This is a genomic window from Amycolatopsis sp. MtRt-6, from assembly GCF_017308975.1.
GTDB lineage: Bacteria > Actinomycetota > Actinomycetes > Mycobacteriales > Pseudonocardiaceae > Amycolatopsis.
In genome coordinates this window covers 267,226-282,429 of the sequence record NZ_JADWPD010000010.1, presented here as the reverse complement: position 1 = coordinate 282,429, position 15,204 = coordinate 267,226, and the positions used below count along the sequence as shown (strand labels likewise).

The window sequence follows — 15,204 nt, the reverse complement described above, 5'->3', positions numbered from 1 at the left end:
CCACATCGAGGGTGGCACCATAATTGATCACGTGGGGCCTCTGGAACCTCGGACTTGATCTTCGCAAATCCAGTCCTACCAGGGGCCCCACGCCTTATCCACACACACCGCTACTGAGAAAACCTCATTGGGGTGCTTGGGGCGCTTGCCTCAGTCCTCTGCGCGGCGACGGCGGCGGGGGGTCGCCCCTGTGCCGCCGTTGGCCGCCAGGAGTTCGCTCACCGAACGGCCTGCCGCGTGGGAACCGCTGCCGGGTGCGGGCTCGGGGGCGGCTCGGCGGCCGTTGCGGGCTCCGTTGTGGCCGTTGGTGCCGTTCTGCTGCTGCTCGACGTCCGCCGGGTCGACCGGGGCCATGCCGCGGCGGGACATCGAGGCGCGCTCCGCGACCATGCCCTCCCAGGCCGGCGGCTCGCCGTCCGGACGACGGCGGCGGCCTCCGCCCGGTGGCTCCGGCGCGGCCGGCACCGCCGGCAGCTGCTGCGAGTCCTCCGGCTTGCGGCGACGGCCGCCGGACCGGCCCTGGAAGTTGCGGACCGAGTCCGGCAACGTCGGGTTCGCCAGCGGCTCCTCGGCCTTGGCGGCCTCCGCCGGCGCGCGGTGCGAACCGCCGTGCCGGGACGGCGGCTCCTCCAGGATCGGCGACATGTCCGCCCGCGAGAACTGCTCCAGCCGCGACGGGCGACGGCTGTCTGCGGCCGGGACCGGCGTGGTCGGCGGCACCACCGGCGGCAGGTCGGTGCGCGACGGCTGCCGCGGCGCTGGCTTGTTGCTCGGCACCGGCGTCGTCGGCGGGACGACCGGCGGGATGTCCGTGCGCGACGCCACGGCGTCCCGCGGCATCGGCGGCTGGGCCGGCTTCGGCTCGGGCGGCTTCGGCCGGTTCGGCCGCTGGCGCTCGGCGAAGTCGTCGCGGTTCTGGAAGGCCGCGCTCAGGTCCTTGACCGGGCGGATGTCCGAACGCGACATCTCCGACGGCTTCGGCGGCGGCACGCTGGCCGCCGGACGGCCCGGCACCGGCCGCGGCGGCTCGGGCGCCTTGCGCGGCTCGGGGCGCACGCCGTTCGGCTGGCCGCCCACGCGCGGAATGTCCGGCCGGGACATCTCGACGCGCGGGATGTCGGGCCGCGACATCTCCACCCGCGGAATGTCCGGCCGCGAGACCTCGGACGGCTTCTGCGGCGGCACCCCGGGCCCCGGGCGGCCCGGTGCCGGCCGCGGCGACTCGACGCGCGGGATGGCCGGGCGGGACATCTCCACCCGCGGGATATCCGGACGCGACACCTCCACCCGCGGGATATCCGGACGCGACACCTCCACCCGCGGAATATCCGGACGCGACACCTCCACCCGCGGAATGTCCGGCCGGGACACCTCGGCGGGCCGGATGTCCGACCGCGACATCTCGGCGCGGCGCGCGGGCGGCGGCTCGGGACGGCGGATCTCCGTCTGCGGCTCCGCCGGGCGGCGGATCTCGGTCTTCGGCTCCGGCGGGCGCCGGATCTCGGTCTTCGGGTCGGCGGGCCGGTCGGCAGGCCGCGGCACGTCCCGGCGCGTCGGCTCGGCGGCGGCCTCCGGACGGCGCTCGGGCTGCTTCGCGACCTCGTCCTGCTTCGGCAGCCGCATCGGCTGGGACTCGGCCTGGCGGCGGGCCGCCTCGGCCCGCAGCTCGGCGGCCTTCAGCTCGCGCTGCGCGGCGTTCAGCGCCGGGTCGACCGGCGGCACCGGCGGACGGCGCTCGCTCAGCGGCTTCGGCCGGGCGATCTGCTGGGTGCTCTGCACGGAGACCGGCGCCTTCGGGACCGGCTTGCCGCCGAAGCCCTTGCCGCCCTTGCCGAGGCCGCCCTTGCCGTTCGCGGGCTTGCCGTTCGACGCCTTGCGGCGGCGCTCGTCGAGGACGCGGTCGATCAGCTCGGTCGGCCGCTCGCCGCTGTCGGGCACCGGCTTCTTGCCGGCCAGCAGCTGGGCGGGCTTCTTCTTCGGCGCGCCGTCGGTGACCATCCGGTTCTCGTCGGACAGCTTGCGCATCCGGGTCGCCTGGGCGGTCAGCGCGACGCGTTCGAGCAGCACCTCGCCGCCGAACAGCGACTGGAGGCTGTCGCGCAGCGCGGACACCTCGGCGCGCAGTGCCTCCAGCTCCTCGCGGCCCTTGGAGTCGGCGACGGAGATCTTCTCCGCCTCCATCTCCAGCTCGTACTCGCGCCGGGCCGCGATCTCGCGTTCCAGCTCCAGTTCGTACACAGCCTGCGCCTCGGCGACCGCGTCCTCGCTCTGTGCCGCGCTCTTGCGGTACTTCACGGCGAGGAAAGCGCCGATCAGGGCGGCCCAGAGGGCCGCGACGATCCCCAGCCGGAGATAGCGGAGGTCGTCGCTGAGCACCAGTGCGAGGGTGGCTCCGATGGCGAGGACAAAGCCGACAACGAGCCACGGCCTGCCCAAGAGGCGGCCGCGCGAGTCGTCACCCACGCCGGTCATGACTGACACCGTACCTGCTCGTAATCCGAACGAGACCTACTCGGTCCAGCGAGCGGTGCGATTCCAGCGCTAACCGGTCGTCCCGCGGGTGCGCTCACGATCGTGGTCGCGGGGTGTCCGGCAGCAGTGTTCGAGCCACAAAGCCGCTGCTACCAGGGCTGCGGAGCACACCGCGCCGACCGCGGCGGCACGCGTGTCGAGCACCGCGGCGACGAGTTCGTCACGTCGGGGAAAAAGATAGGCGAGCGCCGCGAGCCAGGCGCCCGCCATGAACGCGCCGGCGAGTGACGACGCCTTGGCGAGGGCCACCGATCGGGCTACCCCGATCGCGCTGACGATCCGGCCGCTCTTGATCCGCGACCGGATCGAGAACGCCAGCACGACCTCGATCACGGCCAGCACGGCGAAGGTGACGCCGGCGAGCAGCGGCAGCGGCGGCAGCGAGCCGTACGCCGTCTGGAAGAGCAGGTAGCCGAGGCCCAGGCCGAGCAGCCCGGCGACCACGAGGTCGCGAGGCCGGGTGAAGTGCATGCCTCAACCGTACCGTGGAAGAGTTGACTCTCCACCGACTGGAGAGTTCATCATGCGTTTTGTGGGCACCACCGCGACCTTCACCATCGGCGAGTTGTCCCGGCGGACCGGCCTGCCGGTCAAGACCATCCGCTTCTACTCGGACGAGGGCCTCCTGCCCCCGACCGAGCGGACGGACGCCGGCTACCGGCTCTACGACGCGGCGGCGATGGCCCGCCTGGAACTGGTCCGCACGCTGCGGGAGCTGGGCCTGGGCCTGGCCGACGTCTCCGCGGCGCTGGCCCAGTCGACGACCGTCGGCGAGCTGGCGGTCCGGCACGTCGAGGCACTCGACGAGCAGATCCGGCGGCTGCGGCTGCGCCGGGCGGTGCTGCGCGCGGTGGCCAAGCGCAATTCCGAACTGGAGGAAGTGAAACTGATGAACCGTCTCGCGTCGATGTCCGACGAGGAGCGCAAGCGGCTGGTCGACGAGTTCTGGGACGAAATGGTCGCCGGTCTCGACATCGACCAGGAGTTCTACCAGCGGATGCGGGCCGGGAAGCCGGAACTGCCGGACGACCCGTCGCCCGAGCAGCTCGAGGCCTGGATCGAGTTCGCCGAGCTGATCCAGGACCCGGACTTCCGGGCCTTGATCCGCCGCATGAGCGAAACCCAGGCGAAGCAGATCGAGGACGGCGAGTTCGAGCAGCCGTCGGAAGGCTGGCAGCAGTACTGGCAGGATTGGTCGGCTCGCGCGGCAGCGGCCGTGGCGGCGGGCGAATCCCCCACGTCGGAGACGGGGCAAGCGCTTGCGGCCGACCTGGCGGCAGCATCCGCCCGCGACGACCAGGACCCGGCGTCGCCGGAGTTCCGGGCCGAGCTGGCCGACCGGTTCGCGATGAGCGGCGACCCGCGGGCCGAGCGCTACTGGCAGCTGCTGGCGACGATCAACGGCTGGCCGCCGGTCCCGACGGCCCAGCCGGCGGTGCGCTTCATGATCGACGCCCTGCGCGGCTGACCGCACCACCGCTACCGCTCGGCGACAGCGGGGAAACAGACCGTAACGGACACGCTCGATCCACCGATGTGAATCCGTTTCCGATCTCGGTCAGCGCAGCTCGAGGTCCGTCCGGCGGACCGTCGCCACCTCGTCCGCCGGACGGGCCTTCAGCAGCTCGGCGATCGGGCCGTGGCCCGGCAGGACCGCGTCCGGGTCGATCTCCACCCACGGCATCAGCACGCTCGCGCGGTCCGGGGTGCCCGGGTGCGGCAGCAGCAGCTCCGGGTCGTCCGACGTCACGCCGTCGACCGTGACCACGTCCACGTCCAGGGTGCGCGGGCCCCAGCGCAGCTCGCGGACCCGGCCCGCGGCCTGCTCGGCGGCCTGCCCGGCCCGCAGCCACGCCCAGTGGTCGCGCGCCGGGTCGTCGACCACGCAGACGGCGTTGAGGAAGTCCGGCTGGTCCTCGACGCCCCACGCCTTCGTCTCGTACACGCTCGACACCGCGACCAGCGCCGGCCGCACCGCGTCCAGCGCCAGCCGCAGGAACCCCAGCCGGTCGCCCAGGTTGGAGCCGAGCGAGAGGACCGCCCGGCTCACCGGTCGCGCCGGACCGTGACGGCCACGTCGTCGAAGGTCAGCGGGATCGGCGCCGACGGCTTGTGCACCGTCACCTCGACCGCGCCCAGCCGCTCGTCGCGCATGACCTCGTCGGCGATCCGGCCCGCGACGCTCTCGATGAGGTCGTACGGCTCCCCCGCGACGATCCCGGCCGCCAGCTCGGCCAGCTCGCCGTAGTGCAGCGTCTTGGTCAGGTCGTCCGACGCGGCGGCCGGCCCGAGGTCCAGCCACACCGTGATGTCGACGACGAACTCCTGGCCGTCCCGCTTCTCGTGCTCGAACACGCCGTGGCGCCCGAACACGCGCAGGCCGGTCAGCGTGATCCGGTCAGCCATCCGTCCTCCAAGCGGCGGCCACCGCGACCGCGTCCAGCGAAGCCCCGACCTCGTGCACCCGCACGCCCCAGGCACCGGCCGCCGCGGCGAGCGCGGAGACCGCCGCGGTGGCGTCCTCCCGGCCGTCCGGCGGCCGCGGCGTCCCGTCCTTTTCGGACAGGAGGCGACCGAGGAACCTCTTGCGGGAGGCGCCGACGAGCACCGGGAAACCAAGCGAGAGCAACGAATCCAGCCCGCGCAACAACGCCCAGTCGTGCTCCGCGTTCTTCGCGAACCCGAGCCCGGGATCCAGCACGACGGCGCTCTCGGCCACGCCGGCCGCGAGCGCCGCGTCCACTCTGGACAGCAGCTCGGCCCGCACGTCCGCGACGACGTCCCGGTACTCGGCGAGCGCCTGCATGTCCTTGCTGTGCCCGCGCCAGTGCATCAGCACCCACGGCACGCCGGCCTCGGCCGCGACCCGCGCCATGTCCGGATCGGCGAGACCACCCGAGACGTCGTTGATGATGTGCGCCCCGGCGTCGAGCGCCGCGGCGGCGACGGCGGCCCGCGTGGTGTCGACGGAAAGAGCCATCCCTTCGGCGGCAAGCGTCTTGATCACCGGCAGGACGCGCCGCAGCTCGGTCTCGGCGTCCACCCGGGACGCGCCCGGCCGGGTCGACTCGCCGCCGACGTCGATCAGGTCGGCACCCCGCGCCCACATCTCGCGGGCGTGCTCCAAAGCCTGGTCGAGCCCGAGGTAGCGGCCACCGTCCGAAAAGGAATCGGGCGTCACGTTCAGCACGCCCATCACCACGCACCGGCCGGGCGCGGGCAGCCCTGCGCTCACCGGCGCGCCTTGATGAGATCGAGCGCCTCCGCCCGCGAAGACGGCGAGTTCTTCAGCTGCCCGCGGACGGCGGAGGTGGTGGTGCGGGCACCGGGCTTGCGGATGCCGCGCATGGCCATGCAGAGGTGCTCGGCCTCGATGACGACGATCACGCCACGGGGTTCGAGCTTCCGGACGAGGGCGTCGGCGACCTGCGAGGTCAGGCGCTCCTGAACCTGGGGACGCTTGGCGTAGAGGTCGACGAGCCGGGCGAGCTTGGAGAGCCCGGTGACCTTCCCGGCGGCGTTCGGGATGTACCCGACGTGCGCGACGCCGTGGAAGGGCACGAGGTGGTGTTCACATTGGCTGAACATCGGGATGTCCGTGACCAGCACCAGCTCTTCGTGCGCCTCGTCGAACGTCCGGTCCAGCACCGCGTCCGGTTCGGTGTACAGGCCCGCGAACATCTCGCGGTACGCGCGGGCGACCCGGGCGGGGGTGTCCTTCAGGCCATCCCGCTCCGGATCTTCGCCGCACGCCAGGAGGAGCTCGCGGATCGCCTTCTCCGCCCGGTCGTGGTCGAAGACCGGGCGGTCGGCGTCACTTGGGCTTCTCTGGTCCATCCACGTCACGTCGTTCTCCCTCGTTCTGCTGGTTGCCCGCCTGATCGGCGAACCAGCCGTGCTCACGAGGGCGTTCTTCACCGCCGGGGCGCCACGACTGGCCCGGCTGACCGCCCGGCGAGGTCGCGGGCGTCCAGCCCGGAGGGGCACCGTAGTTCGGCGGGCCGCTCTGGCCTGCCGGACCGCCCGGCTGCTGGCTGCCGTAGGTCTGCGGCCAGTGTGCCGTGCCGTTCGGGCCGCCGTAGGGACGGCCGCCGTTCGGGTAGGCGCCCGGCTGCGGCGGGGCGTACGGGTTGGCGTTCGGGTCGACCGGGGACGGCGACGGGTACGGCGGGCCACCGGGCAGGTCGCCCGCGCCCTGCGCGGTGCCGACCGGGGTCGGCTCCGGCTTCAGGACCGGCTTCTCCTTCTCCGGCGGCGGCCACGGCTCGCCGCGCTCCATCGCCAGCTCGCCCGGGGTCTTGATCGGCGGCTTGTCGGACGGCGTCCGCTCACCGAACTCGTTGAACACGGTGATGTGCGGGCGCTTCTCGACCGTCGCGAAGATCCGCTCCAGATCCTTGCGGGTCAGCGTCTCCTTCTCCAGGAGCTCGATGACCAGCTCGTCGAGCACGTCGCGGTAGGTGTTGAGCACGTGCCACGCCTCGGTGTGCGCCGTCTCGATGAGCTTGCGCACCTCCTCGTCGATCTCGTGCGCCACCTCGAGCGAGTAATCGGCCTGGCGGCCGGCCGAGCGGCCGAGGAACGGGTCGCCCTGCTCCTGGCCGTACTTGACCGCGCCGAGCCGGGCGCTCATGCCGTACTCGGTGACCATCGCGCGGGCGATCTTGGTCGCCTGCTCGATGTCGGACGACGCGCCGGTGGTGGGCTCGTGGAAGACGAGCTCCTCCGCCGTGCGGCCACCCATCGCGAAGACCAGCCGCCCGATCATCTCGGAGCGGGTCATCAGGTCCTTGTCGTCCTCGGGGACGAGCAGCGCGTGCCCGCCGGTGCGGCCGCGCGGCAGGATCGTCAGCTTGTAGACCGGTTCGATGTCCGGCATCGCCCACGCGGCGAGCGCGTGCCCGCCCTCGTGGTAGGCCGTGATCTTCTTCTCCTTCTCGGAGATGATCCGGCTCTTGCGGGCCGGGCCGCCGACGACGCGGTCGACCGACTCCTCCAGCGCCGCGTCGGTGATCACGTGCCCGTTCTGGCGGGCGGTGAGCAGCGCGGCCTCGTTGAGCACGTTCGCCAGGTCGGCGCCGGACATGCCGACGGTCCGCTTGGCCAGGCTGCTCAGGTCGGTGCCCTGGGCGATCGGCTTGCCCTTGGCGTGCACCTCGAGGATCGCCTTGCGGCCGCGCAGGTCGGGCGCGGACACCGGGATCTGCCGGTCGAACCGGCCGGGGCGCAGCAGCGCCGGGTCGAGGATGTCGGGCCGGTTGGTGGCCGCGATCAGGATGATGCCGCCGCGGGCGTCGAAGCCGTCCATCTCGACGAGCAGCTGGTTCAGGGTCTGCTCGCGCTCGTCGTGCCCGCCGCCGAGGCCGGCGCCGCGCTGGCGGCCGACCGCGTCGATCTCGTCGACGAAGATGATGCACGGGGCGTTCTGCTTGGCCTGCTCGAACAGGTCACGCACCCGCGAGGCACCGACACCGACGAACATCTCGACGAAGTCCGAGCCGGAGATCGTGTAGAACGGCACGCCGGCCTCGCCGGCGACGGCCCGCGCCAGCAGCGTCTTACCGGTACCCGGCGGCCCGTAGAGCAGCACGCCCTTCGGGATCTTCGCGCCGAGCGCCTGGTAGCGCGCCGGGTTCTGCAGGAAGTCCTTGATCTCGTACAGCTCTTCGACGGCCTCGTCGGCGCCCGCGACATCCCCGAAGGTCGTCTTGGGCATGTCCTTGTTCAGCTGCTTGGCCTTGGACTTGCCGAAGTTGAGGACGCGGTTGCCGCCGCCCTGCGCGTTGTTCATCATCCACATCAGCAGGCCCAGGACGAGGGCGAGCGGGATGGCGAAGATGAGGATCTGCGTCAGCACGCCCTGCTGGGTCACCTTGGTGGTGAACTTGACGCCGGCGTCGCCGTTCTTCGCGGCCAGCAGCTTGTTGTAGATGTCAAGCGACGCGTTGGCCGGGTACTGCGAAATGATCTGGGTGACTTGCTGCCCGTCGACGTCGATCGGCTTCGAGAGGAGCAGCTTGATCTGCTGTTCCTTGTCCTCGAGGCTGGCTTCCTTGACGTTGTTCGAGGTGATCTGGGAGTTCGCCACCGAGATGGGTGCCTGGGTGTACCCACGATCACTGTCGAAGATCGTGTTGTACGCGAACAACGCCAGCAACCCCGCGACGATCCACAGCAGTGGGTTCCTGAGCACGCTCTTCCGGTTCATACGACTCGGCCCTGGTGGCCTCGACCCTCCCTGGTTGGGCGGCTCCTGTGATACCCGCCATCACGATCTTGACAACCCGTGGTGCCTGGACACCTGCCCATCAGGGTACCGCCCGCTGCCGCGTTCATCCCCTGTGAGCCTCTCGCAGGTCAACGGGCGATACCGCGCCCGGGTTCCCGGCCGGTGTCCACGCAGTTCACGCTAGCGCGTGCCGTCCGACACACTGCCCACCATCTCGCCCAGCCGGGTCCGCAGCGTCGCCGGGTCCGCGGGCGCCACGGTGACCCACTCGCGGCCGTCCGTACCTGCGCGGGAGAGGCTCAGGTAGCGCCCGGTCGCGGTGTCGAACCAGGCCAGCACGCGGGACCGCTGCTTGGCCCCGACCTGCGAACGGCTGTTCGCTGCCAGCTGACCGCCGCGCAGCCGGGGCTGCCCGGCGATGCGGCCGTACGCCTCCCGCGGGTCGGCCGTGAGGCGCTCGCTCAGCGGGGTCCGGCGGGCCTTGCCCCGGCGTTTGTCTTCTTCCTCACCGGGTGACGACGGCAACGACACCGGCACCCGGATCGGTGCGGTGCGCAGGGCGTCGTCGAGCGGGAGTGTGACCGACGCCTCGCTGCCGCGCGGCCCGGCCGGCAGGACCCCGACGACCGTGGAGACCAGGGCGTCCGGTGGGACGTCGCGCAGCCAGATCCCGTCGGCGTCCTGGACCGCGAGCACGCCCTTGGTCTCGTCGGCCGCCGCGAGTACGCCGACCGTCGGGGCTTCGAACTGCGGGATGTGCAGCGCGTCGATGGTCAGCGGGGCGAAGGCCAACAGGTGCAGCGCGTCCTCGATCGGCGGCGCGAGCCTGCCGCGTGGGTCGCGGATGCCGCGCGCCTTCAGCTCGACGTCGGTGCGGTGGCGCAGCGAGACGCGCTCATCCTCGGTGGCGCCGTGCGACCGGACGATCAGCGGGTACGGCAGCTCCCCGACCCGCGCCGACTCCCAGAGGAAGTCGAACGCCAGTGGCGAGAAGAACTCTTGCATCATTACTCTCCCGGATCGGACTCTTGCTCAGCGTAGCCCGCACCCCCGACAAAACCGGATCGTTCCGGTGGCGAGCTGGGCACGTCCGGAGAACCGGGGATTCAGACCGCGCTGGTCGTCGCGGCTCCCGCGAGCATTTCACCGAGGCGGTGGCGCAGCGTGGCGGCGTCGGCGGGGGCGATGGTGATCCAGTCCCGGCCGTCGCGGCCGCGGGTGGCCTGGGTGAAGTAGCGGCCGGTTTCGGTGTCGAACCAGCTCAGCACCGGCGTGCGGGTGCGCCCGCCCATCCGGTTGCGGGCGTTGGCGCCGATCTGGCCGCCGCGCAGCCGCGGCTGGGCGTGCAGCCGGGCCAGCGCCTTGCGGTCTTCGTCGGCCGAAGCGCGCTCGTCACCGTTGCCGCGGCGCTGCAGGAAGTCGCCGCCGGTCAGCTGCTCCAGCGGCACCGTGATCGACTTCTCGGTGCCGCGCGGGGCACCCGGCAGCAGCGAGACGACCGCGCTGGCCAGCCCGTCGGGCGGGCACGGCTGCAGGTGCAGGCCGCGGGTGTCCTGCACGGCCAGCAGGCCCTGGCCGCCCAGCACGCCGGCGATCGCGAGCAGCGGCTCGGCGTCCGGGGCGATCAGCTGGACGGCGTCCAGGCTCAGTTCGGGGCTCGCGAGCACGCCGAAGTAGTCCTCGACGTGCGGCTCGGGCCGGCCGCGGCCGTCGGCGAGGCCACGCGCGGTGAGCCCCTCGAGGGTGCGGCGGCGCAGCAGCGCCCGCTCGTCGACGGTCGCGCCGTGCGAACGGATGCGCAGCGGGTACGGCAGCTCGCCCAGCCCGGCCGACTCCCACAGGAAGTCGACCTCGACCGGGGTGAGCAGCTCAGCGTTCGGCATCGAGCCACCCCCAAGAGAAACCGGGCCGGGCACACATCGGCGTGCCCGGCCCGAACGGATCAGCGGTCTTCGTCGTCCCCGGACCACGCGCCGATGACCGGCGGCGGGGTCGCCTGGTTCGCGCCGAAGGCCTCGTCCGGGTCCGCCTCGATGAGGAAGGACGCGTGCGTGTGCTCCTCGTCCTGCTCGCCCTGGGCAGCCTGCGGGGCCATGCCGCCCATGCCTGGGTTCATCGGCGGCGGGGTCTGCCCGCCGATGGTGCCCGCGGCCGAGACGACGCCCTGCTGCGGCGCCTGGGCCGACGCGGCGCTCTGGCCCTGGCCTTCGGCCGCGGCCAGTGTCGTGTCGTTCTCCGACTTGGAGCCGGACTTGCTGCCCGCGCCCAGCGCCCGCGACGCCAGCGCGCCGAGGCCGCCGGCCACGCCGCCGAGGCCGAGGCCCATGCCGATCTTGCCGAGCGGGTTGCCGCCGCCGGGCTGCCCGCCGCCCGGGGCGACGTGGCCGGTGCCGGAGCCGGCGCCCGCGACCGTGCCGCCGGCGCCGTCGCTGCCGAGCGTGGCCGCGTCCTGGCCGAAGCCCGCGACACCGCCGTGCGCCCCGTTCGGGCCGACGCCGGCGTGCTGCGCGCCGAACGCGCTGCCGTGGCCGCCGAAGCCCGCGCCGCCGGCGGCGAAGACCGCGCCGCCCGCACCGGAGAGGCCCTCGACCGGGCCGGTGCTGCCGACGCTGTTCACCGCGTTGAACGAGACGGAGTTGTGCGACGCCGTCGGCTTCATGCCGAGCGACTCGGGGCCGAAGCTCGGGGTCGAGTTGTCGACCTCCTTCATCGCCTGCGTGTAGGCGTTGAAGAACGCGACCTGCTGCGCCTTGACGTCGTTGGCCGCGTCCGCCTGCGCCTTCTGGTCGGCGATCAACGCGGCCGGACCGCCGGCCAGCGCGGCCGCCATGGACTGCTTGGGGTCGTAGTCCTTCGGGGCGGGCATCTTCTTGACCTCGGCGGCCGCCGCGGCCTGCTTGGCGAGCCGGTCGGACATCGTGTGCGCGGCGTCGGAAGCCTGCGAACCGGAGTTCGCGATGGCCACCAGCGCGCCCTGCGCACCCGCGGCGCCCTTGCCGACCCACGCGTTGCCCAGCTCGGAGATCGCGTTGTAGAGGTGGTCGGAGGCCTGCTTCAGCTCGGCGCCGTGGTGCGCCCAGACGTGCCCGGTCGCCTCGGCCGTGCCCGGGTCGTTGTTGTTGACCGCGCCGGCGTAGAGCTGCTGGCTTTCCTGCGCGTTCCAGTTCGGCGGGTTGGCGATCGCCCGGTCGCTGCCCATGTCGAAGCCACCGGCGCTGCCGCGGGCGTTGTCGACGATGTTCTGCGACGCCGAGTTGTCGCCGAGCGGGACCAGCGAGCCCGGGGCGTTCGCCGACGGCTGGTCGGTGTGGTTCGGTGCCATGACTACGAGTTCCCCTCTGGACTCAGGCGTTACGGAACGGGTCGGCCGCGGCCTGGTCGATCTCGTGGTACCGGGACATCGCCGTGACGATGCCCTCTTCGGCGGCGGAGTACTGGTCGAGCAGGTTCTGCAGCGCGGCGGCGTAGGAGTCGCCCCCGCCGTCCGCGCGCTGCACGAACTTCGCGGCCATCGCGTTGCCGACCGGGTTGTCGCCGAGCTTCGGCGGCTGGGCCAGCGTGCCCGCGCCGGCGAGCAGGGCCTCGACGGCGTCCTTGCCGGTGCGGATCTTGTTCAGCACGGCCTGCGCGGCGTCGGGGTCGATCCCGACCTGACCCGCCGCGGCCGCGGCCTTGAAGGCGTTCGCGTCGGCAGCGCTGCTGTTCACCATCTGCACTCTCTCCCGTTCCCCCGACCCGGTCACCGCGGGCACGAATGGTCTTCGCATAGGTTAACGCACGTGATCAGAGCCTATGACGCATTCCGCGAAGCCGGGGTTCCGCGGAACCGGTAGTTGCGCCGAACGGTTGCTCAGGACGTGTAGACCTTGGGGTCGAGGGTGCCGATGTAGGGCAGGTCCCGGTAGCGCTCGGCGTAGTCGAGGCCGTAGCCGACGACGAACTCGTTCGGGATGTCGAAGCCGATGTACTTCACCGGCACGTCCACCTTCACCGCTTCCGGCTTGCGCAGCAGCGAAACGACCTCGAGCGACGCGGGGTTGCGGCTGGCGAGGTTCTTCAGCAGCCAGGACAGCGTCAGGCCGGAGTCGACGATGTCCTCGACGATCAGGACGTCCCGGCCCGCGATGTCGCGGTCGAGGTCCTTGAGGATCCGCACGACGCCGGACGACGACGTCGCCGACCCGTACGAAGAGACGGCCATGAATTCCAGCTGCGTCGGCAGCGGCAGCGCGCGGGCGAAGTCGGTCATGAACATGACCGCGCCCTTCAGGACGCCCACCAGCAGGAGTTCGCCCTGCCCGTTGGCCGGATAGTCGGCGGCGATCTGCTCCGACAACTCCGCGATCTTGTCCTTGATCTGCTGCTCGGTGACGAGCACGGAGGCGATTTCGCCCTCGTACACGGGTCATTCTCCTCGTGTGGTGGGTTGGGAGGTGAGGCAGAGCCTGCCATGGCACCGGCTCGCCTCCAAGTTGCCCGGCAACCACACGCCGCCCTGACCACGCCACCGGGCGACCAGCGCGTCGACCGCCCGCAGGTGCGCGTCGGTGAGTTCGCGCACGCCGGAGGCCAGCAGCCACCTGCGGAGAACCCGCCGGCGGACCGCCGCGGGTTCCGCCGCGAGGACGGCCACATCCAGCCCATCGGGGCCGCCCGCGCGGGTGAAGATCCTGTCCGCCATTGTGTCCAACGCCTCGTTGTCCTCCCGCAGCTGCGCGGCCGTGCGGGCGAGGGCGGCGGCCACCCCGCCGTTGAGGACGTCTTCCAGCAGCGGCAGGACTTCGGTGCGCAGCCGGACTCGGGTGAAGCGCGGCTCGGCGTTGTGCGGGTCTTCCCACGGCTCGACGCCGAGCTCGGCGCACGCGGCCCGCGTCGTGGCCCGGCCGACGGCGAGCAGCGGCCGTCCCCACGGCGGGTCGTGCGGCCGCATCCCGGCGACGCTGCGCGGGCCGGAGCCGCGGCCGAGCCCGAGCAGGACCGTTTCGGCCTGGTCGTCGAGGGTGTGGCCGAGCAGTACGAGCCCGTGCCCGGCGAGGGTGCGGTAGCGGGCCTTGCGGGCGGCGGCTTCCGGGCCGCCCGGGCCGGTGACGTCGGCCCGGCGCACCTCGGCTTCGTCGACGCCGAGCGCCTTCGCCGCGGCGGCCGCGTCGGCCGCGGCCTTCGCCGAGCCTTCCTGCAGCCCGTGGTCGACGACCAGCGCGCGGACGACGTGCCCGCGGTGGTGCCCGACGTGTGCGGCGGCCTCGGCCAGCGCGAGCGAGTCCGCGCCGCCGGACACCGCAACGCACAGCTCGGGCGGCACGTCGACGCTCTGGAGGAAGCCGCGCACGGCCCGGCGGACGGCCGCGACCGCGGGCCCGGTCATCCGTGCAGGCGCCGGACCCACGCCGCCGGGTCGGAGATCTCGGCGCGCGACGGCAGGGTGTTCGGCGACCGCCAGACGGCGTTGAAGCCGTCCATGCCGACGGCGTCCACGACGTGCTTCGTGAACTTCGCGCCTTCTTCGTACTGACGGATCTTCGCGTCGACGCCGAGCAGCGCGCGCAGCAGCCGGTCGAAGACGCCGCCGCCCTTGCGCCGGGCGGTGAACCGCGCGCGGATCTTGTCGACGCTCGGCACGACCTGCGGCCCGACGGCGTCCATCACGTAGTCGGCGTGCCCCTCCAACAGCGTCGAGAGCGCCAGGAGCCGGTCGAACACCGCGCGCTCCTTCGGCGACTGGAGCAGCTCAGCCAGGTTGAGCTTGGGCCCCTGCTTGATCGCCTCCGGCAGCCGTCCGACCAGGTCGGACAGGCTGTCGGTGCCGCCGCCCGCGAGACCGGAGACGAGCCGCTCGACCTCGTCGGCGAAGTAGTCGCGCAGCCACCTGACCGCGGTGAACTGGAGCCGGTGGGTGCACTCATGCAGGCAGACCCAGAGCCGGAAGTCGTGGCCGGGCACGTCCATCGCCTGCTCCGCGGCGACGACGTTCGGCGCGACCAGCAGCAGCGTGCCTTCCTTGTCCGGCCCGCCGAAGGGGTCGTACTGGCCGAGCACGCGGCTGGCGAGGAACGCGAGCACCAGCCCGGTCTGCACGCCGGCGCCGCCGGCCAGGATCGGCCCGAGCGGACCGCCCTGCTGCGGCAGCGCGCGCCCGGTCAGCTCGCCCAGCCCGGCCGCGGCCGATCTCACCCAGCCCGGGCGGTCGACGACCTCGCCGGGCAGCAGCGGCAGGTCGAGCCCCAGGTTCGTCAGCTGCCGCACGTGCCCCTCGGCCTCGACGGTCAGCTCGCGCAGGTCGGTGACGGCCTCTTCGGCTCGTTCCCGCGGCACCTGCGGGCCGCCGCGCACCAGCAGTGCGCCGGTCTGCGCGGCGATCGCCCAGTCGACCATGGGCCGGGTCTGCGTTTCCTGACTCACCCTTCCGACGCTACCTGGCCGGTGCCCGTTTCCGGCCACGATCT

General features: G+C 72.5%; 15 protein-coding genes. 1 reads left to right on the top strand and 14 read right to left on the bottom strand.

Annotated features, from left to right (window positions below; translation table 11 throughout):
• Positions 1 to 150 precede the first annotated feature (150 nt).
• Positions 151 to 2,472 (bottom strand): DUF6779 domain-containing protein, encoded by a 2,322-nt coding sequence (locus tag I4Q55_RS19760; protein WP_206789579.1) that lies wholly within the window; start codon positions 2,470 to 2,472, stop codon positions 151 to 153.
• Positions 2,473 to 2,541: 69 nt separating this feature from the next.
• A complete protein-coding gene (locus I4Q55_RS19755) occupies positions 2,542 to 3,003 on the bottom strand; it encodes a DUF3180 domain-containing protein (protein ID WP_206789577.1) in 462 nt (153 codons plus the stop codon).
• Between the two features lie 61 nt (positions 3,004 to 3,064).
• Here I4Q55_RS19755 and I4Q55_RS19750 point away from each other — a divergent pair, with 61 nt between their 5' ends.
• Positions 3,065 to 4,000 (top strand): MerR family transcriptional regulator, encoded by a 936-nt coding sequence (locus tag I4Q55_RS19750; protein ID WP_206789575.1) that lies wholly within the window; start codon positions 3,065 to 3,067, stop codon positions 3,998 to 4,000.
• Between the two features lie 90 nt (positions 4,001 to 4,090).
• Here I4Q55_RS19750 and folK read toward each other — a convergent pair whose 3' ends face one another.
• The 12 genes from folK to I4Q55_RS19690 all read right to left on the bottom strand — a co-directional run bounded on the left by folK (position 4,091) and on the right by I4Q55_RS19690 (position 15,133).
• A complete protein-coding gene (gene folK, locus I4Q55_RS19745) occupies positions 4,091 to 4,582 on the bottom strand; it encodes a 2-amino-4-hydroxy-6-hydroxymethyldihydropteridine diphosphokinase (protein ID WP_206789573.1) in 492 nt (163 codons plus the stop codon).
• Positions 4,579 to 4,938, bottom strand: coding sequence for a dihydroneopterin aldolase (gene folB, locus I4Q55_RS19740; RefSeq protein WP_206789571.1), 360 nt, complete (start codon positions 4,936 to 4,938; stop codon positions 4,579 to 4,581). Before folB ends, folK begins: the two co-directional genes overlap by 4 nt.
• Entirely contained in the window at positions 4,931 to 5,728 is a 798-nt protein-coding gene (gene folP / locus I4Q55_RS19735; protein WP_206789610.1) for a dihydropteroate synthase, read from the bottom strand. The genes folB and folP overlap by 8 nt, the downstream gene beginning before the upstream one ends.
• A gap of 35 nt (positions 5,729 to 5,763) precedes the next feature.
• Entirely contained in the window at positions 5,764 to 6,369 is a 606-nt protein-coding gene (gene folE / locus I4Q55_RS19730) for a GTP cyclohydrolase I FolE (RefSeq protein ID WP_206789569.1), read from the bottom strand.
• Positions 6,347 to 8,740 (bottom strand): ATP-dependent zinc metalloprotease FtsH, encoded by a 2,394-nt coding sequence (gene ftsH, locus I4Q55_RS19725; RefSeq protein WP_206789567.1) that lies wholly within the window; start codon positions 8,738 to 8,740, stop codon positions 6,347 to 6,349. Before ftsH ends, folE begins: the two co-directional genes overlap by 23 nt.
• 201 nt (positions 8,741 to 8,941) lie before the next feature.
• Positions 8,942 to 9,769 (bottom strand): ESX secretion-associated protein EspG, encoded by an 828-nt coding sequence (locus I4Q55_RS19720; RefSeq protein WP_206789565.1) that lies wholly within the window; start codon positions 9,767 to 9,769, stop codon positions 8,942 to 8,944.
• Positions 9,770 to 9,867: 98 nt separating this feature from the next.
• Positions 9,868 to 10,644, bottom strand: coding sequence for an ESX secretion-associated protein EspG (locus tag I4Q55_RS19715; protein WP_206789564.1), 777 nt, complete (start codon positions 10,642 to 10,644; stop codon positions 9,868 to 9,870).
• A gap of 59 nt (positions 10,645 to 10,703) precedes the next feature.
• Positions 10,704 to 12,083: a hypothetical protein gene (locus I4Q55_RS19710; protein ID WP_206789563.1), complete on the bottom strand. Its 1,380-nt coding sequence runs from the start codon at positions 12,081 to 12,083 to the stop codon at positions 10,704 to 10,706.
• A 22-nt stretch (positions 12,084 to 12,105) separates the two neighbouring features.
• Positions 12,106 to 12,471, bottom strand: a complete 366-nt coding sequence (locus I4Q55_RS19705; protein WP_167384951.1) for a hypothetical protein — start codon at positions 12,469 to 12,471, stop codon at positions 12,106 to 12,108.
• Positions 12,472 to 12,611: 140 nt separating this feature from the next.
• Complete coding sequence (hpt, locus tag I4Q55_RS19700) at positions 12,612 to 13,163, bottom strand: hypoxanthine phosphoribosyltransferase (protein ID WP_125308269.1); 552 nt, start codon at positions 13,161 to 13,163, stop codon at positions 12,612 to 12,614.
• Positions 13,164 to 13,166: 3 nt separating this feature from the next.
• Positions 13,167 to 14,126, bottom strand: a complete 960-nt coding sequence (tilS, locus tag I4Q55_RS19695; protein WP_206789562.1) for a tRNA lysidine(34) synthetase TilS — start codon at positions 14,124 to 14,126, stop codon at positions 13,167 to 13,169.
• The gene (locus I4Q55_RS19690) at positions 14,123 to 15,133 is read right to left on the bottom strand and encodes a zinc-dependent metalloprotease (RefSeq protein WP_206789608.1); all 1,011 of its coding nucleotides are present in this window, start codon (positions 15,131 to 15,133) and stop codon (positions 14,123 to 14,125) included. The genes tilS and I4Q55_RS19690 overlap by 4 nt, the downstream gene beginning before the upstream one ends.
• Positions 15,134 to 15,204 lie beyond the last annotated feature (71 nt).